We start from the raw sequence: 22,392 nt of genomic DNA, 5'->3' as shown, positions 1-22,392 counted from the left end.
CCACAGTGACCGCGTCCGTCTAGATAACTCGGTCTAATGTGGGAGCGGGCTTGCCCGCGAGGGGGCCATCAGGAACACCCTCCATTTCAATCCCGACGCCAACCCATCAATGCACCGCCGCCACCTGCCGACGCTCACCAATCGGCGATACACCAAAAAACCGGCTATAGCATTTGGAAAAATGCGCCGGCGAAACAAAGCCGCAGGCGAGGGCGATGTCGCGGACCTGCGATTCGCTTCGCAGCAACAGCTGTCGTGCCCGCGACAGGCGCAGTTCCAGGTAGTACTGGCTCGGTGTGCGTTGCAGGTGTTTGTGAAACAGCCGCTCCAGTTGACGCACCGACACCTCGTTCAAGCGTGCCAGTTCTTCGAGACTCACCGGCTCTTCAAGATTGGCCTCCATGATCGCCACCATCTGGCTGAGCTTGGGCTGGGAGGTACCGAGTTTCTGTCGCAACGGCACGCGCTGTTGTTCCTGCGCCCCGCGCACCCGATCACACAGCAGTAACTCGGCGGCATGGGCGGCGATGTCTCGTCCACCCGGTTCACGGGCAATCAGCTGCAAGGTCATGTCCATGGACGCCACACCGCCGGAACAGGTGAAACGGTCGCGATCGAGCTCGAACAGCTGATTGGAAATGATGATGCCGGGGAAACGCTCTTTCAGGGCCTCGATGTCTTCCCAGTGAATGGTGCAGCGATAGCCCTTGAGCAGGTCGGCGCGGGCCAGCAGATGACTGCCGGTGCAGATGCCCCCCAGCGTGACCTGTTGATGGGCGAGTTTGCGCAGCCAGTTGAGCAGCGGCCGACTGCTGTGGTTGGACACGATCGGGTTGGAGCCGACCACGAACAGAATGTCGAGTTTGGGCGCATCTTCAATCGAATAATCCGGGAGGATGCGCATGCCGTTGCTGGCCGTGACCGGGTCCAGCGTGGCGCCGATGACCACCGTGCGAAACATCGGCTGGCGCGCCGCCATGTTGGCCATGCGCAAGGTTTCCACCGAGGAGGCGAAGCCGATGGTGGTGAAGTTGGGTATGACGAGAAAGCCCACGGTTTTCACGGGCCGTTGTTCATTGGCCACACGTTCTGCAGGGTGGATTTTCGCCTTCATCAATACGCTCCGCTTTACCTGTGACGCGTTCTGCGCAAGCACTGGGCGGGCGCAGCGTCATCTCTTTTTTATGAGGGTGACCCTGCGGTCGGGTCATTGAATCTTACACCCAGTGCTCGCTCAACAGACGCACGGCTTCGGCCTCCACGGCCCCTTCGTCGGCGCCGTCGGAAAAGACGGCGCAGGTGGTGCGCTCATGACCGCACACACTGTTGTAGATCGCCACCACACTGCCAGGTCCGCCGCCGGTGTGGCCGCTCAGAATCCGTCCGCCGTCGACCGGGCCGTGCATCAGGCCGAGCCCGTAGCCGGGCGCAACCCAGGGACGTCGGGGGATCGGTCCGCCAAGCGTTCGGGTTGTTTGCATTTGAGCGAGCAAGGCGTGCGCCAGGAGCTCGCCGGTGAGCAGTCGGTCAAGGCACAGCGCCGCTTCCACCAGCGGTCCGACGAGCAGGCCGTGATAGACCCACCCTGGGTTGTAGTGGGTGGCCGTGCCCATGTTCACGCCGTGCAGGTCGATTTCGGTACGGGCGAGGCGAATGCGCGATAAACCCAAAGGGGCGAACACGCGTTGCGTCAGCGCCTCACCGAGTTCGAGCCCGGAGACTCGCTCGATGAGTCGAGCCACATACCAATAGCCCACATTCGAGTAGCGCCAGCCACTTCCCGGTGCATAGCGCAGGCGGGTTGCCTCGAGTCGTTGCAGCATTTCCTCGGCCGGCCACGGTGTTTCATGGCGGGCAACGGCGGCATGGTAGTCGGCAAGTTCACTGTAATCCGCCAGCCCGGCCTCGTGGCGCAACAGCTGGCGCAGGGTGAAGGGGCCTTCGGGCAATTCGTCATCCAGTGCGATCAGGCCGTCGCGGACAAGTGACAGTGCCGCCGTCGCGAGCACGGTTTTGGTGAAGCTCCACCACGCAACCGTGGCATCCGGTCGATCAGGCGTGAGTGGAGAACCGTTCGAGACAAGGGAGAAAAGCATCGCTGACTGCTCTAAGTGGGGGCGCGGGGAGAGTTTGCCAGAATGCCAGGCGTGCGACGAAATGATTGAACGAGAAAGCGACTGGATCCTTCAGCACCACGACGATCCCCGCGCTTGCAAGGCGCTAAAGCCATCGCCGTGGACTTCAGGTTGATCAGGCGTGCCCCAGTGCAATCGCAAACGACACAACGATCATGCACGCGAACGCAAAATTGAGATTCATGAAGATGTCTTCCATAGATTTTAAAAGTGCGGCCATTTTGACCATCTCTGGAAGAAATAAAAAATTCGGCTGCATGATTTGAAAGATCATGGAAATTGATAGCTGACGGTCCTCACTGCGTGCCGAACATCGCTGTCCAGTAGATGCCGGCATCGCTTTTCGGGTCCACCGCGTACGCCGCACCCAGTTCCTTGTATTGCGGGTTCATCAGGTTGGCGCAGTGGCCGGGACTGGAGATCCAGCCATCGACGACCTTTCCAGTGGTGTCTTGCCCGGCAGCGATGTTTTCGCCGATCTGCTGAGCGTTATAGCCCGACAGTTCTGCCCGGTCACCGGGGGTGCGGCCGTCGCGATCCTTGTGATCGAAGAAGTTGTTGTTGGCCATGGAACGCGAGTGCGCCTCGGCGGCGGTTGCCAACGATGCATTCCAGGCCAGCGGCGTGGTGGCAGCAAAGGATTGCGAGCCGCACTGGCGGGGTTGGCTGCGGGCGTTGTTGAGCTGGGTCAGCAGTTTTTGTCCTTCCGCCTGCCAGTCACCCAAACGGCCGGTCAGCAGCGGTCGTGCCAGCACGATGCGCCAGTCCCGGTCTTCGTGGCGGACACCGATGTCAACGAACTGCGGGTCGAGCACTACGTGGCAGAAGCTTTCCTGAATGGCTTTCATGGCCGACGGCGCATCGCGTGGCCCGGACAGGGTGATGACTTGCACGTTGACCATTGGATAACCCGCGGTGGCCATGGCCTGTTGCAGGTTGCGGGCGCTGGCATCGGACAGCGCCAGTCGCGGATCACCCGCCAGTGGGGGTAGCTCCGGTGCTACCTGATCGGCGCAGCGTTGGGGCTGGCTGCGGTAGGCGTTGATCGAGTCGATGAGTTGTTTTTCTTCCGCGGCCAGTGCCTGGGTGGCGAACGACAGGCTCAACGACAACGCGGCAAGACGCATGGCAGATGGTATGAAACGCATGGAAGTCCCCTTGAACTGACTGCGCCCATGATGCGCGATTTCACCCCCGCAAGCGCAATGTCTTTTTGCGCCGAAATACAGTTTGTTGCGTGCCTGTTGAAATGGATTCTGGCTACTACAATCAAGCCAGGTCACCCTTGAATCGGGTGATAGCGTCGCAAATGCGTTGCCCGAATCCGTTCCCTCAGAAGGGTCGATCATGCGATTGATGTGGATAGCAACCTGCCTGGCAATATCCCTTTTCAGCAGCCACGTGTCGGCCACTGACCAGGAACAGAAAAAGGCCGAGGACAAGGCCGAGGTACTGGAACAAAAAGCCGCAGAGAAGAGCGCCGATGTCCCGGTACCCAAAGCCGAGGCCATCACCACCTCCGAAGTTCAGGCCGTCGATCCTGCCGGTAAGGCGCCACTGGATGATGCTATCACCTGCCTTGCACGCTCCATCTATTGGGAGGCCAAAGGGCGCAAAACCAATGAAATGGAAGCGGTTGCCAGCGTGGTGATGAATCGCCTGGGTCATGAAGGTTTTCCGGACACGGTGTGCGCAGTGGTCAAGCAAGGTTCGGAAATCAAAAACTGCCAGTTCTCCTGGTGGTGTGACGGGCGTTCGGATCAGGTCAAGGAGGACGCGGAATATGCCGTCGCCAAGGAAATCGCGCGCAAGGCACTGAACAAGACCCTCAATGACCGGACGTTGGGCGCGATGTATTTTCACGACAAGACCGTGAGACCGGATTGGGCGGGCAAGTACATCAAGACGGCGGATATCGGCCGGTTTCGGTTTTACAAGCCGCGTGGGGGCGATGCGAAATAAGCACGAACCTCAGGCGGGTTAGTCACGGCCCGGTAGGAACCGGGCTTGCTCGATGGGGCCGTGTCAGGCGAAATCAATAGTGAATGCATGACCGCCATCGCGAGCAGGCTTGCTCCCACAATGGATTTTCGCCAGACACTGCTGAAAAAAAGGCCCCAACATCAATCGATGAAGGGGCCTTTTCAGTGGGCGCCGGTTTTACAGTTCCTGGCCCAGGAAGATCAGGGTATTGCCATGGGACTCAGCCGCTGCACGCTGGTTGTAGCTGTCGCGATGGGAGCAGTTGAAACCATGTTCAGCCTGCGGGTACACGACGATTTCGACGTAATCGTTGTTTTCGAAACGCTCGGCGATTTGTTCCACGGCGTCCAATGGAATGTGGCTGTCCTCTTCACCGAAGTGCATCAGGAACGGGACGGTGATTTCATCGGCACGGTCCAGCTGGTTCTGAATGCCTCCCCCGTAATAAGCGATCGCCACGTCAACCAGGCCGTTGGCGGCGGTGTGGTAGGAGAGCAGGCCGCCGAAGCAGTAACCGATGGAGGCGACACCGCCGTCCAGGCCAGGCTGGGACTTGAGCGCTTCAATGGTCAGCTTGATGTCGTCCTGGGCTTTGCCGACGTCCGTGGCGTTCATCAACTCGACGGCACGTTTCCAGCCGGCTTCGTCGTAATTCAGCTCGATGCGCGGGCCGCTGCGCCAGAACAGGTCCGGCGCGATGACCAGGTAGCCATCGGCAGCGTACTGCTCGGCGACGGAGCGAATGTGTTCGTTGACGCCGAAGATTTCCTGGATCAGCACGATCCCCGGGCCTTTCTGAGTGTGGGGAATGGCCAGGTACGCGCCGAATTTACCGTCGGCGCTGTCGATTTCGATCCATTGGGTGGTCACGCTCATGGTGGCTCCTGTCTACTCGAGTAAGGTGGGGTGAAGGCTGCCACGTTAACATTTCAATGATTGTTGCGACGCCAGAAAATTCGCGACAGCAGTCCATCGAGGCTGAGTTTGCCAGCGCCCGTGAACAACAACGGCATGAGGGCAACGAGGTAGATCAGCGGCAGCTTGAAGTTGCCGTGGCCCTTGTTGCTGATGGCATAACCCTGTGCAAGCTCACTTAATGTAGACCAATCGGCCGGCCAGTGAACGGCAGCGGTCGCGACGATGGTGACCACGATCAGAATGACGGCTGAAACCCGTGTTCCCAGGCCCACCAGAAGGGCGAGGGCGCAGATCAGTTCGGCCCACATCGACAGCTCCCAGTTGAAGGTCGCTGGCACATGGTTGAACGGAAACGGAAAGCGCTCCTGGATGTCGGCGAACCAGTTCTGGCCATTCCATTTTTCCAGCCCGGACTCGAAGAACTCCCAGGCGAGGAACACCCGCAAGGTCAGCGGCGCGATCCAGCTTCCGGCACGGTCGAGGTTCAGGTGCAGGCCTTTGACGGCCGAAGAAATTGAGGTGCTCATGGGCATTGTTTCCGTTCAGTCAGGGAGGTGGGGCAACGGCGTGCCCCCCGCAATGGGTTACTCGCCGGCGCCGCACTTGCCTTCGCCGCATTTGCCTTCAGCGGGTTTTTCCGCCGTGTCGGCCTGGGCCTGGCTGTAGCCGTGGGCCAGCTGCTTCATGCTGAACGCTTCGGATTCGGAGGCCGAAGCGGCGCTGGACAGGGCCAGGCCACCCGCGAAGAGCAGGCCGAGGGTCAGGGAGGACGTCGAGAGTTTGAACATGGTGATACTCCGTTGCTGAGTTGAGTGATGCGCTTTGATCGGCTTGGCCAATCGACAGGCAAATTTCAACAGGCGGGTGTATCGGTGATGTGTCGTGGAGGTGGGGGTTTGGGGGATAGTGTGTCGGGACACGGGTCGGATACAGAGTGATACGTGTATGCGAAATATTAATGCCCCCACGATCTCTGTAGCAGCTGCCGAGCCTGCGAGGCTGCGTTCGGCTGCGAAGCAGTCGTAATCCCGATACATGCGATGCACCTGAATGACCTGTTCATCGGATCTGGCGACTGCTACGCAGTCGAACGCAGCCTCGCAGGCTCGGCAGCTGCTACAGGGCGAGGGAGGACAGGGAGAGAGGGCGGGTGATGATGACGCCCCAACGGTTTTCCGGTACCTTTTCCGCCCGCCCATTGCATGGTGAATCCGCTTCATGTCTCTTGCGCTCGAACGTCTAGTCGCTGGCACGCCGATCCCTTTCGCTGGTAACCGTGTCTCTGTCGTCAGCCCCGAACTGGCCGCGCGATTCCAGCCTGGTGACCATCTGCTGGTGGAACAGGTCAGCGGCGAACTGTTGCTGATCCCCGTGTCCGACCAGCAAGCGGCAGCGGTGGCGATCGAGCGTGCTGAGGCGGCGTTCAAGGCTATGTCCAACGTATCGGATCAGGCGATCAGCGAGTTTTTCGACCGTTTCGCCCAGCGTCTGGAAAGCCAGGAAACCTGGGCGTTGATCGAGGCCGCTAACCTGGCCGATATCGAACGAGCCAGGTCGCGCGGACGTTCTACTACGCGGTTGCTGGCCAATGAACCCATGCGCCGGGACATGATCGCCGGCCTCAGGGCCTGGCGCGATGCGTCGGCGACTCGCGGCAAAGTGATCAGCTGTGTCGAGCATGACGGCTGGAAAGTCGAGCAAGTGGTCTCGCCGCTGGGCATCGTCGCGTTTGTGTTCGAAGGCCGGCCGAATGTCTTCGCGGACGCCGCTGGCGTACTGCGTACCGGTAACACCGCCGTGCTGCGCATTGGCAGCGATGCATTGGGCACCGCTCAAGCCATCGTCACCCATGCACTGAACCCCGCACTGGCCGATGCGGGATTGCCCGCCGGCGCCGTGTCGCTGGTGGAAAGCGTCAATCACGCTGCGGGCTGGGCCATGTTCGCCGACCGACGCCTGTCGCTGGCGGTGGCCCGCGGTTCGGGTCGAGCGGTCAGTCAGCTCGGCAGTATCGCCCAGCAGTCCGGCACCGCGGTCAGCCTGCACGGCACCGGCGGCGCCTGGCTCATCGCGGACAAGGACGCCGATGCCCGGCGCTTTGCCAGCGTGGTGCGCAATTCCCTCGACCGTAAAGTCTGCAACACCCTCAACGTTTGCCTGATACACCGCGACCGTGCGGCAGAACTGGTGCCGCTGTTTCTCGATGCATTGCAACAGGCGGGCGCTGCTCGGGGGCAGGGCTGCAAGTTGCACATCGTCGAAGGCAGCGAGCTGTGCTTGCCGGCGGACTGGCAAACCGCGAGCGTCGAGGTGTATCGCGCGCAAGGCTATCGCACCGAATCGCTGGCCGAACCTTTGCCCGAAGCGCAATTGGGGCGCGAGTGGGAATGGGAGGAGACGCCGGAAGTCAGCCTGAAAATCGTTGATGACCTGGACCAGTCCATCGCCTTGTTCAATCGCTACAGCCCACAATTCACGGTCTCGTTGATCAGCGAAGATGCCGCCGCTCAAGCGCGCTTCTATAACGCGGTCAATGCGCCGTTCGTGGGCAACGGGATAACCCGTTGGGTTGACGGCCAATACGCCTTGAACAAGCCGGAGTTGGGACTTTCGAACTGGGAAAGTGGCCGTCTGTTTGCGCGCAGTGCGATTCTTTCGGGAGACGGTGTGTTCACGATCCGCAGTCGCATGACGCAGACCGATCTAAGCGTCAAACGCTAAGCGACCGCTGCAATGGCGGTCGCTGTCGTCTGATCAGGCGGCGGCGACCGCTTTGCCATAAGCCGCGCAGACTGTCGGGTGGTCCATCAGTGACACAAAGCCGCGGCTGTCGGCATCCAGGGCATCGATCGAGCCGGTCTCGATGTCGTAGACCCAGCCATGCAGGTTCAACAGGCCTTTTTCCTGGGCCAGGCGCACGCTTGGGTGGGTCTGGATATTGGCCAGTTGGGCGATCACATTCTCGCGAACCATCGAGCTCACCTTCGCGGCGTCATTGGCGTGCACGCGGGATTCATTGATGACTTTTGCCGACTCGGCGTGTTGCAGCCAGCCGCTGACGGCAGGCAGGTGGTCCATGCATTTGCAGTGGGCAACCGCCGTCATGGCGCCACAGTCCGAATGGCCGCAGATCACGATATCCGTCACGCCCAGTACCGCGACCGCATACTCCACGGTGGCCGAAACACCGCCCGGGTGTGGGCTGTAGGAGGGGACGATGTTGCCTGCGTTACGGATCACGAACAGTTCACCCGGCTCTTGCTGAGTCAACAGTTCCGGTACTACACGGCTGTCGGAACAGGTAATGAACAAGGTGCCGGGGTGCTGGGTGGTCGCCAGGTGTTTGAACAAATCAGTACGTTGCGGAAACGCGTCGTTCTGGAACTTCAAGAAACCTTCAATCAGCGCTTTCATGGTTGCTTCCTCTGATGAGTTGACCAGATTCCTGTAGCAGCTGCCGAGCCTGCGAGGCTGCGTTCGACTTCGCAGGAGTCGTGGGGTTGGGCGGCGAGGACTTCGTCCTCGAACGCAGCCTCGCGGGCTCGGCAGCTGCTACAGGTTTCGCGGTATTACGTGCGCGGTTCGTTTAGAAAGGACGCAATGGCAGGAATTTGCCGTCCAGGGTAATCACGGCGCGGGAACCGCCTTCCGGGTCTTCGACTTTTTTGATGTCGAGTTTGAAGTTGATCGCGCTGATGATGCCGTCGCCGAACTGTTCGTGAACCAGCGCCTTCAACGTGGTGCCGTAGATCTGGATCATTTCGTAAAAGCGGTAAATGGTCGGATCTGTCGGGACACCGCAGAGGCTGCCGCGCAGCGGGATGATCTGCAGGCGGGCCACTGCGTCAGCGTCCAGTTCGAGTTTCTCGCCGATGACTTTGGCAGCAGATTCCGGCAGCGGATGCTGACCGAGCAGGGCTGCGGTGACGTAGGCCAGGCCAAGGCCGGTGCCATCGGTGAGATCCTGCCAGGACAGGTCTTTTTGCGCCTTGGCCTCCAGGATTTTCGTGGTGAGGGCCAGGCTTGGATCGTTGTAGGCGTAGGACTGTTGCATGGTGGTGCTCCTGTCGTAGATGACTGCTTGGGTGTGAAGCCATCTTCTGCCGATCGATCCATAGCGTCCAAGACCCATATACAATGCCAAGCATAAGCACAGCCTATAGAAGGTGGGTCCCAATGCTGCTCCGACATCTGCGCTATCTGCTCGCGGTCGCCGACCACGGCGGTTTCACCCGTGCCGCCGAAGCGCTACACGTTTCTCAACCGACGTTGTCCCAGCAAATCCGGCAACTGGAAGAAGCCTTGGGCGTGAGCCTGTTCGACCGCACTTCGCGGGTGGTCAAACCTACCGATGCGGGTGAGGCCTATATCGAGTCCGCACGCCGTGTGCTGCTGGAGCTGGAGGCGGGGAAGCGTGCGCTGCATGACGTGAAGGACCTGACGCGCGGCAACTTGCGGCTGGCCATGACCCCGACATTCATGGCGTATCTGGTGGGACCGTTGGTGCGCGATTACGCGGCGCGCTTCCCGAATATCAAGCTGCAGATTTTCGAGTTGTCGATGGACGATATCGAGGCCGGGCTGATGGATGACTCCCTGGACATCGCCATCGCTTTTGACCAGGTCAGGAATACAGACATCGAATCGATCCTGGCATTTACCGAGACGCTGGGAGTGATGGTTGGGCAGGATCATCCGCTGTTCGAGCGTGAGGAGGCGTTGTCTTGCGAAGAAGTCGCGCAGATGAACTTCGCACTGTTGGCCACAGACTTCGTGACACGCACGCGAATTGACGAGTACTTCGCCCAGGAAAGGATTACGCCGAAGGTGGGCATCGAGGTCAATTCGGTGAGCACGTTGCTGGAGGTCATTCGGCACACGACCATGGCGACCGTCCTTCCAGAATCGATTGCGAGTGAGGAGCGCGCGTTGCGCAAGATCCCGTTGCAGGGGGAGCCGCCCAAACGTGGGGCGGCGTTGTTGCGCAGGAAAAACAATTATCACAGTGCGGCGTCGGTGGCCTTTATGGAGCTTGTTCTGGCAACCAGAAACACTTGATCACCACAGAACACCTGTAGGAGCGAGCCTGCTCGCGATGGCAATTCATCAGGCAGCATTTGTATCGAATGATAAGTCGTTATCGCGAGCAGGCTCACTCCTACAGTTGGATGGAGGAGGCCAAGTGGCAGAAATACAAAAGGCCCCGTTCGCAAACACGAACGGGGCCTTTGGTTTTATTCAGTATTAGCAGAACCGGTCAATCACCCGAACTTCATTCTGGTTCTGCATCGATGCCCACGCCTGTTTCAGCGTTTGCAGAACATTGCCAATGAAGTCTTTATCAGCGGCGGCTTTCTTGCCGACGTAGCCCTGGCCGCGACGGTACATCTTCAGTCGGGCAAGCAGGTTCTGATTATTCTTATCGAATTCTGCTTCATCGGCATGTGTCGACAGGCAGTCGATATGAACCTGGCCCGATTTGCTGATCCACAGAATATGGCTGTCCTGGCTGTCTTTTTGCGCCGCGAACATACGAGCCAGTTCTTCGATAGTTGGTTGATTGTTCAGATTCATAATTTGCCCCTTGACCATTTGGTGATCTTTCAAAGTTGGTTCGCTAATACAGGTAGCCCATCGGTTAGTTGATCCCTGGCACCGAAACCAGGACGTCAGCGTTCAGTCGCCGACAGTGGCGAGGTCCCGCGTCTGTTGCATGTAGTCGTGTTGAATAACTGCTACGCAATAGCGTCACAACGAAGAGAAGCAGCGAAAACCTGGAGGCCACTGCCGACTTTTCAGGGTCGGCCACAAGCTTCATGAGGATTGATCGCCAGCGCTTCTCGTCCTTGTACTGGACGTTCGGGCCAGGTCAGCTTCTTCAATCTGCCTTGTGGGCAGCGTGTATCCGGGAAAAACAGCTCGGCGGTCAGACGAGCTTGCTCAAACATGTTGCCGTACTCCCGATCGGGGAGATGTCTGCATCATGCAAGGGCAAATCGGACGCGTCAACGGTTTTGTAGTGATTATTTTCAGTCACTACATATTGTCGGACAAAGCAGATTGGAATTAAAAAAAAGGCGGGGCCCTGTCATTCAGGGCGATGGAGAAAAAGCCTGAAAACGGTAAAAAGTGCAGGAGTATTCGTCGATAAGTCGTTGATGCAGGGTGAAATCACCGCCGGTGAGCACCGGCATGAATTTGGCCCAAAACAGCCGTGCCGGCTGGTTCTTATCCAGATGGAAAATTTGCCATTCACCGGGGTGACGGCTCAAGAGGGCAGAGACGACAAACTGTGCGACACCTTGACCGCGAAAGCGCCGAGCGACGAACAAATAACCGATGTTGTGCACCGCGCCCTCCAGATGAGTGTCGTCATCCAGGGTCACGAAGCCGGCGAGCTCGCCATCGACGGTAATCAGAAAGGGTTGGGTGGTCGGTTTACGCCAGTAATCCGGCATCGGCTGGATGTTGAAGAAGCCATGCCCACCCAGCTTCAGCGGCAGCCACTCGCTGAGGTCGTAGGTGTAGAACTGCATCAGATTCTCAATGGTTTCCAATTCGTCGCGCCGGGCGGCGTGCAGTTCTACCGAGGGCATAGTGGGCGGCTCCTGTCGGGCGGTATCAGTGCGGGGCGAAGTCGTACTGGCCGCCTGTCTTCAGTGCGGCCGCATACGCGGGGCGCTTCTGGAAGCGCTCGACCCAGGCTGCAACATGCGGGTACTGACCCAGCTTGCCTTGGGCTCTGGCGATCTCGCCGATAAAACTCATCTGGATATCTGCAGCGCTGAATTCGTTGCCGAGCAGATAATCGGATTTGCTCAGCGCTGTGTCGAGGTAGCCGAGGTAGTTGGCCACTTCCGAATTGATCCGTGGGTGTAACGGCGCACCGGCCTCGCCGAGGCGACCTACGTACAGGTTCAACATCAATGGCAACATCGCCGAGCCTTCGGCGAAGTGCAGCCATTGCACATACTCATCATAGGCAGGGGTGGCCGGATCAGGCTGCAAGCGGCCTTCGCCGTGACGTCGAATCAGGTAATCGATGATCGCTGCGGACTCGATCAGCTTCTGTGCGCCATCCTCGATCACCGGGGATTTACCCAGGGCGTTCACCGCCTTGAGTTCCGGCGGTGCGAGGTTGGTTTTCGGGTCGCGCTGGTAGCGCTTCAGCTCGTAGGGAATGGCCAGTTCTTCCAGCAGCCAGAGAATTCGCTGGGAGCGAGAGTTGTTCAGGTGATGGACAATGATCATGTTCGATGCCTTTTCAGGGTTGGGGCTGTCGCCGGGCTTGAAGAACACTAGACCATCACGGTCAGCGCGAAGTGCCCTTACGCTTTGCTGGCCGGTTTGGTCGTGCGCTTGGCGGCGGTCGCGGTTTTTCGCTTGGCGGGTTTGCGTTTGTTCTTCCACGGTGTTGTAGCGCGACCGCCGGGGCTGGCAGGACCGCTGATGGTCAGGCTCAGTCCAGCGCACCGGGCGACTTGCTTGCTCATCCACGCCGCCTGTTTGGTGACGAATTCTTCCAGGCTCATTTCGCCGCTTTGCACCATATCCAGCGCCTGCTCCCAGATCGCCGTGGTACCGGGGTCGGCGATGGCGCGTGGTACCGCATCGATCAGGCTGAACGCCGCCGGGGTTGCCGCCAGCGCCTTGCCGTTCTTGATCAGGTAACCACGGTCGAGCAGGCCCTGAATGATCGACGCGCGTGTCGCCTCGGTGCCAATGCCCGTGGTGTCCTTGAGTTTTTGCTTGAGCAGCGGGTCTTCCACCAGTTTGGCGACGTTTTTCATCGCCTTGATCAGGTCGCCTTCGGTGAAAGGTTTGGGCGGTTGTGTCCAGAGGTCCTTGAGCTTGACGTCGGCGATCGCGCAGTCACGCCCTTCAGCAAGCGCCGGTAACGTCTGCGGTGCGGGTGCCTCGCGTCCTTTCGCCGGCGCCAGGGCCTCGGGCAAGGCGCGTTTCCAGCCGGGTTCGACGATCTGTTTGCCGACGGCTCGCAACGCCTCGCCGGCACAATCGAAGTCGGCCTGGGTGCGGTCGTATTCATGGTTGGGCAGGAACTGCGCCAGGTAACGGGCGCGAATCAGCGTGTACACCGCTCGCTGCTTGCCCACCAGTCTGTCGAGGTTTTTTGCCGCCGCCGTCGGAATGATGCCGTGGTGGGCGCTGACCTTGGCATCGTTCCAGGCCCGGGAGCGACGCTGAGGTTCAAGGTAATCATTCAAGGCGTTGAGGGTCGGATCGGCCTGTTTTAGTGCCGCCAGAATGGACGGCGCTTCACTGTGCTGGCTGACCGGCAGGTAGCCGCAATCGCTGCGTGGGTAGGTAATGACTTTGTGGGTTTCGTAGAGCGCCTGGGCGATGTCGAGGGTTTCCTGCGCGCCAAGCCCGAGTTTTTTCGAGCAGACTTCCTGCAAGGTGCCCAGGTCGAAGGGCAATGGCGCCACTTCGCGCATGCGCTCGGTGCGCAGTTTGATGACACGGGCACTGGCTGCACTGGCAATGGCGCTCGCCGCCTGCTGCGCCAGCGCCTGATTCAGGCAGCGATCCTGATCATCGCAAACCTCGGAGGCCGCCCGCCATTGCGCCGTAAATACAGTGCCGTCGTGCCGCAGGTGCACATCGATGGCCCAGTACGCGACCGGGACGAAATCGGCGATGCTGCGGTCACGATCCACCACCAGACGCAGGGTAGGGGTTTGCACCCGACCCACCGGCAACACGCCTTGATAACCGGACTGGCGTCCCAGTAGCGTGAACAGCCGACTCATGTTCATCCCGATCAGCCAGTCAGCCCGTGAGCGGCCCAGTGCCGAATGGTACAGGCTGAAGGTCTCGGCACCCGGCTTGAGCGCTGCCAGGGCCTTGCGGATCGACGCGTCGTCCAGGGCGGACAACCAAAGGCGTCGAATCGGGCCGCGGTATCGACAATGCTCGACCAGTTCCCGGGCGATCATTTCGCCCTCGCGGTCGGCGTCCGTGGCAATCACCAACTCATCGGCCTCGCCCAGCAATCGCTTGACTGCCTTGTACTGGCTGGCTGTGCGGGGTTTGACGGTCATCTTCCATTTTTCCGGAATGATCGGCAGGTCGGCCAGCACCCAGCGCTTGTATCGAGCGTCATAGGCATCCGGCGGCGCGGTTTCCAGCAGATGGCCGATGCACCAGGTCACAGTGACGTCCGTTCCCAGCCAGCAGCCGTCGCCGCGACGTTTCGCGCCAAGCACGGCCGCAATGTCTTTGGCCTGGGAGGGTTTTTCACAGAGATACAGCCGCATAACCACCATCGTTCTACAAGTGTGTCAGAGGCGCACAGAATGGCGGGTGACGAACGATGGAGCAACCTTTATCTGTATGGATGTACAGGTGCCCCGTTTCCGGTCATTACAGGCATGACGATGTGCTGCCGTTCGCCCTTGCAGTCGATGCAGAAAGGCGAACTTGCTTCCGTTCGGCTGTGGAGCCATCGCGAGGGGAAAAGATGGGTTATACCTGAAGGATCGGCCGTTTCGGCGTTCGGGTTGCCTGGCGACCCGAGGAGAGCGAGCTCAGTCGCCACTGGCAAGCTCTTCAATCAGGTCAACGCCTCGGCCATCAGTGATTCCAGTCCTTCAAAGAGGAATGCATTCCATGCCTACTCCCCCCGCCGTCATTACCATCGCAGAACAACCGGGCTGCCTGCTGGTGAAGTTCCACGGTATTCAGGTGGCCGCGTCCGCACGTGCGCTGGTGCTGCTGGAGGCCAACTATCCTCCGGTGTATTACGTCCCGCGTGAGGACATTGCCGAACAGTATTTCGCCCGCACCGACCACACCAGTTATTGCCCTTACAAGGGCGACGCCAGCTATTTCAGTCTGCAGATACCGGGGCACGAAGGCGCCAATGCGGTGTGGAGTTATGAAGACCCCAAGGTATCGGTCGAGCAGATCAGAGGTTATGTGGCGTTCTACCCTGATCAAGTGAAGTTTGAGCTTCTGGAGTCCGAAGTCTGATAGGCATGTCTGGTCGAAAGGGGCTTGGATCAGCAACTGATAATGGCTATTGCCAACAACCGGTTACAACTATGACAATGCGAGTCATTATCAGTCGCGAATTATTCCATCGTCATGTCCGCCAACGAATTGTCCCTGCGCAGCGCCGTCAATGATCTGTATTGCGACCACCACGGCTGGCTCAGTGGCTGGCTGCGCAAGCGCCTGAACAACTCGTTCGATGCCGCCGACCTTGCGCAGGACACCTTCGTTCGGGTGATCAAGGCGCGTAACGCGCTGGAAATCCGCGAGCCGCGACCTTATCTGTCGATGATCGCCAAGGGCCTGTTGATCGATCTGTTCCGGCGACGCTCGCTGGAGCAGTCTTATCTGGAAGCCCTGGCTGCGATGCCGGAGTGGCAACACCCTTCGCTGGAAGATCAGGCGATCCTGCTCCAGGCCCTGATGGAAATCGATCGACTGCTGCAAGGCCTGGGAGCCAAGGTCAAGCAGACGTTCATCCTCTCCCAGTTCGACGGCCTCACTTACCCGCAGATCGCCGAACGTCTGGGTATCAGCGTACGTACGGTGAATAACCACATGGCCAAAGCCATGGAGCATTGTTGCCTGATGCACATTCAGTTGCAGCTGGCATGAGCCTTTCGGCAGCGGAATTGGCGGCGATTGGCGCGGCGGCCAGGTGGTACGCAAGACTTCAATCAGGTATCGCCACCGACGTGGATCGAGCGGCATGGAACACATGGCTGAATGCGGACCCCGCGCATCGTCATGCCTGGCAACGGATGACGGCGGTGGGCGAACAGATGGCGAGCGTGCCAGGGGCCCTTGCGTCGCCGGCCTTGCGCGGCGCGGATCGATCCCGACGGCAAGTGCTGCGCAGCGTGGTGATGCTGGCGTCTGTCGGGTCGCTCGGTTGGCTGGGCTGGCGCAGTGAATCGACGCAAAACCTGTTTGCCGATTTACGCACTGCGGTGGGTGAGCGTCGTGAGTTCCGGCTGGCGGATGGCAGTTCGTTGCTGCTGAACACCGACACCTCGGTCAACCTGCGTTTCGACGGTCGGCAACGGGTGCTGGAACTGTTGCGGGGGGAAATTCTGATCACGACGGCCGTTGACCGTTCGCAGCGACCGTTCAGGGTGGTCACGGCACATGGTGACGTCCTGGCGTTAGGGACGCGCTTTATTGTTCAGTCCAAAACCCAGGGCGCCGAGGTGGCGGTGCTGGAAAAAGCGGTTGAAGTCAGTGCCCATGGGGCAGACAGGAAGGTACGCCTGGAGGCCGGTCAACGCCTGAACTTCAATACCCGCGTGCTGGGGCCGGTCGGGCACAACGATGCGTCGACGGGTGCCTGGCAACAGGGCAGCATTATCGCCATCGATCGTCCTCTGGGTGAGCTGCTGGCCGACCTTTCCCGCTATCGCACTGGGGTGTTGCGCTGTGATCCGCGCATCGCCGATCTGAAAGTGTCCGGCGCGTTCCCCATCGATAACACGGACCTTGCGCTAGCGGCGCTGGAAAGTGGTTTTTCGCTGCACGTGAGTCGCTACAGCCGGTACTGGGTGACGGTCTCGCTGTAAGAGCACGCTTTGCTCCCACAGGATTGTGAGTGAGCCCGGCAAAAAACTTTCAGTTCATTTGCACTTTTCAACCACATCGTTCGGCTCATCCCTCAGTAAGCACTTATTGAAGGTTCTTGGGGGAGGGTAAGCATGTCTCGGGTGTACGCGCCAGGTCGACTGGCGATCGCAATTAAGGTCGGTTTGTTCGCAGCTACGACGATGGGGCCGTGGCCGACTGTAGCCATCGCAGCACCGGCACAACAGCAGAATTCGGTTCAATCGTTCGACATCGCCGCAGGCCCGCTGGCCGAAGTACTCAGCCATTTCGCCAGTGCCGCAGGCGCCGCTATTTCGTTTGATGCGCGGCAGACCGAAGGCATGAGATCGCCCGGGCTCAAAGGGGCTTTCGCTGTCAATGAAGGATTCGCCCGGCTGCTGGGCGGCAGTGGCCTGCAAGCCGAACCTCAATCCAATGGCACCTATATCCTGCGCCCCGCGCCGGCAATCGGTTCGGCTCTGGAGCTGGGGGCGACCAACATCAATGGGCAGGTGCTCGGCGCGACCACCGAGGACAGTGGCTCATACACCACCGGCGCGGTGACCATCGGCAAGGGCGAACATTCCCTCAAGGAAACACCGCAATCGGTCACGGTGATGACCCGCAAGATGCTCGATGACCAGAACCTCAATACCATCGATCAGGTCATGGAAAAAACGCCGGGCATTACGGTGTATGACTCGACCATGGGCGGTAAGTATTTCTACTCCCGGGGCTTTCGGATGTCGGGCCAGTATCAGTACGACGGTGTGCCGCTGGACATGGGCAACCTGTATGTCCAGGCCGACAGTTTCAGCGGTGACATGGCCTATTACGACCGGGTCGAAGTGCTCCGTGGTGCGGCCGGGATGATGAAGGGATCTGGAGGCACCGCCGGCGGGGTGAACTTCGTGCGCAAACGCGGTACAGCCACGCCGCACACCGAGGTGACGCTGTCCGGTGGCAGCTATGACAATTATCGCGGTCAGGTGGATACCAGCGGCCCGTTGAATGACTCGGGCACCTTGCGCGGCCGGGCCGTGGTCGCCGAGCAGAGTCGGCACTACTTCGTTGATGACGCGAATCGCAAGGACCAGGTCTATTACGGCGCGCTCGACTTCGATCTGAGCCCCGACACAACGCTGGGTCTGGGCGTGGCCTATGAAGATGTCGACGCCAGTCCTTGCTGGGGCGGGCTGCCACGTTACAAGGACGGCAGCGACCTGAAACTCAGTCGCTCAACCTGCCTTGATCCGTCCTGGAACACCTGGCGCAGCAAGCGCACCACCGTGTTCAGCGATGTGAAACACCAGATCAACGACGATTGGGCATTGAAGGTCGCCAGCGTTTATACAAAGAACACCCAGGACATCAAGTACGCCTTCGCCTCGGGGTCCGTAACGCCTGGTGTGGGCACCACCGGCATGCTGGGCAGCCTGTACGATTACGATCAGGTGGATTACGGCCTCGACGCCTACGTGGATGGCAAGTTTGGCGCCTTCGGCCAGCAACACGAGCTGGTGGTGGGCTTCAACGCCAGTCGTTCAAAAAAGGATGACTTCTACTCCGTGGCCTTCCTGCCGCAGCGGCAGAATGTATTCAACCCGGACAAGCATATCCCTGAGCCGGACGACAGCTACTTCACCGACAATTCGTCCCGCGGCGGACCGGTCAATTCCGTGACCAAACAGAAGGGCGTTTACTCGACCTTGCGTTTGAAGCTGGCAGATCCGCTGACGCTGGTCATGGGCGGACGGGTGAGCTGGTACAACTCCGACACGGATTCGGTGTTCATCAACTCAGGCACCTCTGAGCACTCCAGCACCACCGAAACCGGCCAGGTCACACCCTTTGCCGGCGTGCTGCTGGACCTCAACGAGAACCTCACGGCCTACGCCAGCTATTCGGATATTTTTACCCCGCAAGGTAACTTCCGCTCCGAGGATGGTTCGACCCTCAAGCCGTTGGTGGGCCAGAGCTATGAACTAGGGATCAAGGGCGCCTGGTTCGACGGTCGCCTGAACAGCTCGTTCAACCTGTTCCGCACGATCCAGAAAGACCAGGCACAGACCGACTACAACTCCTCCTGCCCGTCATCGGACGGCTATTGCTACGTCAACGCGGGGAAGGTTCGCGCACAGGGTTTCGAAGCCGAGATCAGCGGCGAAGTCATCGAGCGCCTGCAATTGCTCGCGGGCTACACCTACACCCAGACCAAGACCCTCGACGACATCGACAGCAGCCTGAACGGTGCGGCGTTCAACAGCTACGTGCCGCGGCATGTGTTGCGCATGTGGGGTGACTACGCTTTGGGCGGCGCGCTGGAGCGGTTCAGTATCGGTGCGGGCGTGAACGCGCAGAGCGATAACTTCCGGTTGTCACCGGCGACGGGGGAGAAACTTAGCCAATCGGGTTACGCGATCTGGAACGGACGAATCGGCTACCGCATCGACGACACCTGGTCAGTCGCCCTCAACGGCAACAACCTGTTCGACAAGCGCTACTACGCCACCATCGGGACCGAGACATTCGGGAATTATTACGGTGATCCGCGTAATTTCATGATGTCGGTCAAAGCGAGTTTCTGATCGGTCCTGACCGCGCAGCACGCCGCAGACCCCGGAGCCAATGCAGCCTCGCAGGCTCGGCAGCTGCTACAGGGATTCGTGGTGTTTATGCGATGGTGTGCACCAACGTGGTTTCGTCGATCTGACCAATCGACGTGACCCCGGTCAACGTCATCGCCACGCGCATCTCTTTGGCGAAGATATCCAGCATGTTCTCCACGCCGCGTTGACCGTCCGCAGCCAGCGCATAGGCCATCGACCGTCCCAGCAATACGCCTTTCGCGCCCAGCGCCAGCATGCGGACCACGTCCAGCCCCGAGCGGATTCCAGAATCCACCAGCACCGTCAGGTCGTTGCCGACCGCCTGGGCAATCGGTGGCAATGCCCACGCGGTGGAGAGCACACCGTCCAGCTGCCGGCCACCATGGTTGGACACGACGATGCCGTCCGCGCCGAAAGTAACCGCGTCCTTGGCATCCTGAGGGTCAAGAATGCCTTTGATGATCATCGGGCCTTTCCAGAAATCACGAATCCATTCCAGGTCGCTCCAGCTGATTGACGGATCGAAGTTATTCGCCAGCCAGCCCATGTAGTCTTCGAGCGTCACCGCTTTGCCAAGGTACCTGGAGATGTTCCCCAGATCGTGTGGCCGCCCCATCAGCCCGACGTTGAAGGCCCAGTCAGGGCGGGTCATGGCTTGCAGCATGCGCCTTGACGAAGCGAACGGACCGGACATGCCCGAGTGAGCATCCCGATAGCGGGCACCGGGGGTCGGCATGTCGACCGTAAACATCAGGTTCTTCACGCCGGCGGCCTTCGCCCGTTCCAGGGCGTTTTTCATGAAGCCCCGATCCTTCAACACGTACAGCTGAAACCAGATGGGTTGTTGGCTTTGGGCGACGACCTCTTCGATCGAACACACCGACACCGTCGACAGGCACAGAGGAATGCCTTTGTTTTCCGCTGCCTTGACCGCTTGCACCTCACCCCGGCGGGCGAACATGCCGGTCAGGCCTACTGGCGCGAGGATGATCGGCATGGCCAGTTTTTGCTCGAAGAGGGTGGTCTCCAGGCTCAGGGTTTCAACGTTTTTAAGAATGCGCTGACGCAGGCTGATACCGGTCAGGTCGGCGCTATTGGCCCTCAGCGTGTGCTCTGCATAAGCTCCCCCGTCGATGTAATCGAACAAAAACCGGGGAAGTTTGCGACGTGCCGCTTCGCGATAGTCGGATGCAGATGAAATGATCATGAATACAGGTGCCTCGATCGGGTGAGTGGCGGGGCTGTGTTGCGCAATGCTGAGTGCAGGTTACCGAAAACCCTGTGGCGAGGGGATTCAGCGAAACGTCGCACCGCCCCGTTGGGTTGCGAAGCAGCCATAAAAGCCGCAACCGAGGCGTATCAGCTACACCCCGTAAGCTGGTTTGGGGCTGCTTCGCAGCCCAACGGGGCGGTGCGACGTTTCGCTGAATCCCCTCGCCACAAGTGTAGGTGTACTGCTTCAGTGAACAGTATCACCCGCACTCGCGCTGGCTTCAGTTAGTGTCCAAATCCACGTTCTTCGTCTCACGCAAAAAGATCATCCCCACCACCAGGCTCACCCCGGTGATCAACACCGGGTACCAGAGCCCGTAGAAAATATCCCCGGTGTACACCACCAGGGCGAACGATACGGTCGGCAAGAATCCGCCAAACCAGCCGTTGCCGATGTGATAGGGCAGGGACATCGAGGTGTAGCGGATGCGCGTCGGGAACAGTTCGACCATCAGCGCCGCCAGCGGGCCGTAGCACATGGCGGAGATGATGATCAGCGCGACAATCAGCGCCACGATCATTGGTTTGTTGATCAACTGAGCGTCCGCCTGTGACGGGTAACCGGCCAGGGTGATCGCACCGCGCAAGGCTGCTTCGTCATAGCCGTCGATTTTCACGTCACCGACGCTGACCTGCACCGCACTGCCGGCGGGTGCTGCCGCGCTGGTGTACGGCAGGCCTTGCTTGACCAGGAAGGTCTTGACCTTGTCGCACGGGCTGTCAAATTTCGCCTTGCCCACCGGGTCGAACTGGAACGTGCAGGTGGCCGGGTCGGCCAGTACGGTGATGGGGGCCTGTTGGCTGGCCTGGTCGATGGCCGGGTTGGCGTAATGGGCCAGGGTCTTGAAGATCGGGAAGTACAGCGCGGTCGCCAGCAGCAGGCCCACCATCAACACGGGTTTGCGTCCGACCTTGTCCGAGAGCCAGCCGAAGAAAATGAAGAACGGTGCACCGATGATGACGCTGACAATCAGCAGGCTGTTGGCCAGGGCAGGGTCCATTTTCAGGAACTGCGTGAGGAAGAACAACACGTAGAACTGCGCCGCATAGAAGGTCACGGCCTGACCGGCGTTGATGCTGAACAGGGCGATCAACACGACCTTGAGGTTTTCCCATTTGCCGAATGAATCGCGGATCGGCTGCTTGCAGAGCTTGCCTTCCTCTTTCATTTTCACGAAGGCCGGTGACTCGTGCAGGCTCAGTCGAATCCAGGTCGAAATGCCCAGCAGCACGATGGAAAACAGGAACGGAATGCGCCAGCCCCAGACTTCGAACTGGTCACCGGTAAAGTAGCGGCAACCGAGCACCACCAGCAGCGACAGCAACAAACCGAGGGTCGCGGTGGATTGAATCCAGCTGGTGTGAAAGCCGCGTTTGCCCATCGGTGCGTGTTCTGCGACGTAGGTGGCAGCGCCGCCGTACTCGCCACCCAGGGCCAGGCCCTGGAGCATGCGCAAGACCACAAGGATGATCGGCGCCGCGATGCCGATGCTGGCGTAGGTCGGCAGCAGTCCGACGCAGAAGGTGGCCAACCCCATCAGGACGATGGTGGCGAGGAAGGTGTACTTGCGCCCGATCATGTCCCCAAGACGCCCGAAGACCAGCGCGCCGAAAGGCCGCACGATGAAACCGGCAGCAAAGGCCATCAAGGCAAAGATGAACGCCGTGGTGTCGTTGACCCCCGCGAAGAACTGCTTGCTGATCACCGCCGCCAAGGCGCCGTAGAGGAAAAAGTCGTACCACTCGAACACCGTCCCGAGTGACGACGCGAAAATGACTTTGCGGGTGTCGTGACCGATCTCGGCGCGGCCCACGGACTCCAGAGGCTGAACATGTTCTGACATATGGGTATCCCTCACAGTGATTGTTTTTGTTGTTCCACTGTC

At 59.7% G+C, this 22,392-nt stretch carries 22 protein-coding genes; 7 read left to right on the top strand and 15 right to left on the bottom strand.

Annotated elements, in window-relative coordinates:
• Positions 1-106 precede the first annotated feature (106 nt).
• From H7698_RS26785 to H7698_RS26775, 3 genes are all read right to left on the bottom strand, one after another.
• On the bottom strand, positions 107-1,114 hold the full coding sequence (locus H7698_RS26785) for a GlxA family transcriptional regulator (protein ID WP_194693351.1): 1,008 nt from the start codon (positions 1,112-1,114) through the stop codon (positions 107-109).
• Between the two features lie 103 nt (positions 1,115-1,217).
• Positions 1,218-2,096: a serine hydrolase domain-containing protein gene (locus tag H7698_RS26780; RefSeq protein ID WP_194693350.1), complete on the bottom strand. Its 879-nt coding sequence runs from the start codon at positions 2,094-2,096 to the stop codon at positions 1,218-1,220.
• A 335-nt stretch (positions 2,097-2,431) separates the two neighbouring features.
• Positions 2,432-3,283, bottom strand: coding sequence for a CAP domain-containing protein (locus tag H7698_RS26775; protein WP_194693349.1), 852 nt, complete (start codon positions 3,281-3,283; stop codon positions 2,432-2,434).
• Positions 3,284-3,482: 199 nt separating this feature from the next.
• Here H7698_RS26775 and H7698_RS26770 point away from each other — a divergent pair, with 199 nt between their 5' ends.
• Positions 3,483-4,097 carry a cell wall hydrolase gene (locus H7698_RS26770; RefSeq protein WP_194693348.1) on the top strand — a complete coding sequence of 205 codons (615 nt, stop codon included), beginning with the start codon at positions 3,483-3,485 and terminating at the stop codon, positions 4,095-4,097.
• A gap of 198 nt (positions 4,098-4,295) precedes the next feature.
• Here the strand turns inward: H7698_RS26770 and H7698_RS26765 are convergent, their stop codons facing one another.
• The 3 genes from H7698_RS26765 to H7698_RS26755 are packed head-to-tail and all read right to left on the bottom strand — an operon-like array spanning position 4,296 to position 5,824.
• On the bottom strand, positions 4,296-4,994 hold the full coding sequence (locus H7698_RS26765; RefSeq protein ID WP_194693347.1) for a dienelactone hydrolase family protein: 699 nt from the start codon (positions 4,992-4,994) through the stop codon (positions 4,296-4,298).
• A 53-nt stretch (positions 4,995-5,047) separates the two neighbouring features.
• On the bottom strand, positions 5,048-5,563 hold the full coding sequence (locus H7698_RS26760; protein WP_194693346.1) for an HvfX family Cu-binding RiPP maturation protein: 516 nt from the start codon (positions 5,561-5,563) through the stop codon (positions 5,048-5,050).
• Between the two features lie 57 nt (positions 5,564-5,620).
• On the bottom strand, positions 5,621-5,824 hold the full coding sequence (locus tag H7698_RS26755) for an HvfA family oxazolone/thioamide-modified RiPP metallophore (RefSeq protein ID WP_162440303.1): 204 nt from the start codon (positions 5,822-5,824) through the stop codon (positions 5,621-5,623).
• Positions 5,825-6,254: 430 nt separating this feature from the next.
• On the opposite strand from H7698_RS26755, the gene H7698_RS26750 reads away from it, so the two are divergent.
• Positions 6,255-7,757 (top strand): aldehyde dehydrogenase family protein, encoded by a 1,503-nt coding sequence (locus H7698_RS26750; protein WP_194693345.1) that lies wholly within the window; start codon positions 6,255-6,257, stop codon positions 7,755-7,757.
• Positions 7,758-7,790: 33 nt separating this feature from the next.
• Here H7698_RS26750 and H7698_RS26745 read toward each other — a convergent pair whose 3' ends face one another.
• On the bottom strand, positions 7,791-8,450 hold the full coding sequence (locus H7698_RS26745; protein ID WP_194693344.1) for a carbonic anhydrase: 660 nt from the start codon (positions 8,448-8,450) through the stop codon (positions 7,791-7,793).
• Positions 8,451-8,622: 172 nt separating this feature from the next.
• Positions 8,623-9,090, bottom strand: a complete 468-nt coding sequence (gene cynS / locus H7698_RS26740; protein WP_194693343.1) for a cyanase — start codon at positions 9,088-9,090, stop codon at positions 8,623-8,625.
• Positions 9,091-9,212: 122 nt separating this feature from the next.
• Here cynS and cynR point away from each other — a divergent pair, with 122 nt between their 5' ends.
• On the top strand, positions 9,213-10,094 hold the full coding sequence (gene cynR, locus H7698_RS26735; RefSeq protein WP_194693342.1) for a transcriptional regulator CynR: 882 nt from the start codon (positions 9,213-9,215) through the stop codon (positions 10,092-10,094).
• 186 nt (positions 10,095-10,280) lie between these two features.
• On the opposite strand, the gene H7698_RS26730 is transcribed toward cynR, so the two are convergent.
• The 5 genes from H7698_RS26730 to H7698_RS26710 all read right to left on the bottom strand — a co-directional run bounded on the left by H7698_RS26730 (position 10,281) and on the right by H7698_RS26710 (position 14,314).
• Positions 10,281-10,610 carry a hypothetical protein gene (locus tag H7698_RS26730; RefSeq protein ID WP_162441078.1) on the bottom strand — a complete coding sequence of 110 codons (330 nt, stop codon included), beginning with the start codon at positions 10,608-10,610 and terminating at the stop codon, positions 10,281-10,283.
• A 221-nt stretch (positions 10,611-10,831) separates the two neighbouring features.
• Entirely contained in the window at positions 10,832-10,984 is a 153-nt protein-coding gene (locus H7698_RS26725; RefSeq protein ID WP_007946257.1) for a hypothetical protein, read from the bottom strand.
• Between the two features lie 144 nt (positions 10,985-11,128).
• Positions 11,129-11,632: a GNAT family N-acetyltransferase gene (locus tag H7698_RS26720; protein ID WP_194693341.1), complete on the bottom strand. Its 504-nt coding sequence runs from the start codon at positions 11,630-11,632 to the stop codon at positions 11,129-11,131.
• A gap of 25 nt (positions 11,633-11,657) precedes the next feature.
• Positions 11,658-12,287, bottom strand: coding sequence for a glutathione S-transferase family protein (locus tag H7698_RS26715; protein WP_162441080.1), 630 nt, complete (start codon positions 12,285-12,287; stop codon positions 11,658-11,660).
• A gap of 77 nt (positions 12,288-12,364) precedes the next feature.
• Positions 12,365-14,314, bottom strand: a complete 1,950-nt coding sequence (locus H7698_RS26710) for a DNA topoisomerase III (protein ID WP_194693340.1) — start codon at positions 14,312-14,314, stop codon at positions 12,365-12,367.
• 352 nt (positions 14,315-14,666) lie between these two features.
• Between H7698_RS26710 and H7698_RS26705 the strand changes: the two genes are divergently transcribed.
• The 4 genes from H7698_RS26705 to H7698_RS26690 all read left to right on the top strand — a co-directional run bounded on the left by H7698_RS26705 (position 14,667) and on the right by H7698_RS26690 (position 19,213).
• Complete coding sequence (locus tag H7698_RS26705; RefSeq protein WP_162441082.1) at positions 14,667-15,029, top strand: DUF427 domain-containing protein; 363 nt, start codon at positions 14,667-14,669, stop codon at positions 15,027-15,029.
• 114 nt (positions 15,030-15,143) lie between these two features.
• On the top strand, positions 15,144-15,665 hold the full coding sequence (locus H7698_RS26700; RefSeq protein ID WP_194693339.1) for a sigma-70 family RNA polymerase sigma factor: 522 nt from the start codon (positions 15,144-15,146) through the stop codon (positions 15,663-15,665).
• On the top strand, positions 15,662-16,606 hold the full coding sequence (locus H7698_RS26695; RefSeq protein WP_194693338.1) for a FecR domain-containing protein: 945 nt from the start codon (positions 15,662-15,664) through the stop codon (positions 16,604-16,606). The genes H7698_RS26700 and H7698_RS26695 overlap by 4 nt, the downstream gene beginning before the upstream one ends.
• A 132-nt stretch (positions 16,607-16,738) precedes the next feature.
• Positions 16,739-19,213, top strand: coding sequence for a TonB-dependent siderophore receptor (locus H7698_RS26690; RefSeq protein WP_194693337.1), 2,475 nt, complete (start codon positions 16,739-16,741; stop codon positions 19,211-19,213).
• 85 nt (positions 19,214-19,298) lie between these two features.
• Here H7698_RS26690 and lldD read toward each other — a convergent pair whose 3' ends face one another.
• On the bottom strand, positions 19,299-20,441 hold the full coding sequence (gene lldD, locus H7698_RS26685) for an FMN-dependent L-lactate dehydrogenase LldD (protein ID WP_194693336.1): 1,143 nt from the start codon (positions 20,439-20,441) through the stop codon (positions 19,299-19,301).
• Between the two features lie 286 nt (positions 20,442-20,727).
• Positions 20,728-22,350: an MFS transporter gene (locus tag H7698_RS26680; RefSeq protein ID WP_194693335.1), complete on the bottom strand. Its 1,623-nt coding sequence runs from the start codon at positions 22,348-22,350 to the stop codon at positions 20,728-20,730.
• Positions 22,351-22,392: the final 42 nt, after the last annotated feature.

It is taken from the genome of Pseudomonas sp. p50(2008), assembly GCF_015351605.1.
Lineage (GTDB): Bacteria > Pseudomonadota > Gammaproteobacteria > Pseudomonadales > Pseudomonadaceae > Aquipseudomonas.
This window is presented reverse-complemented; position numbering and strand designations above follow the sequence as displayed.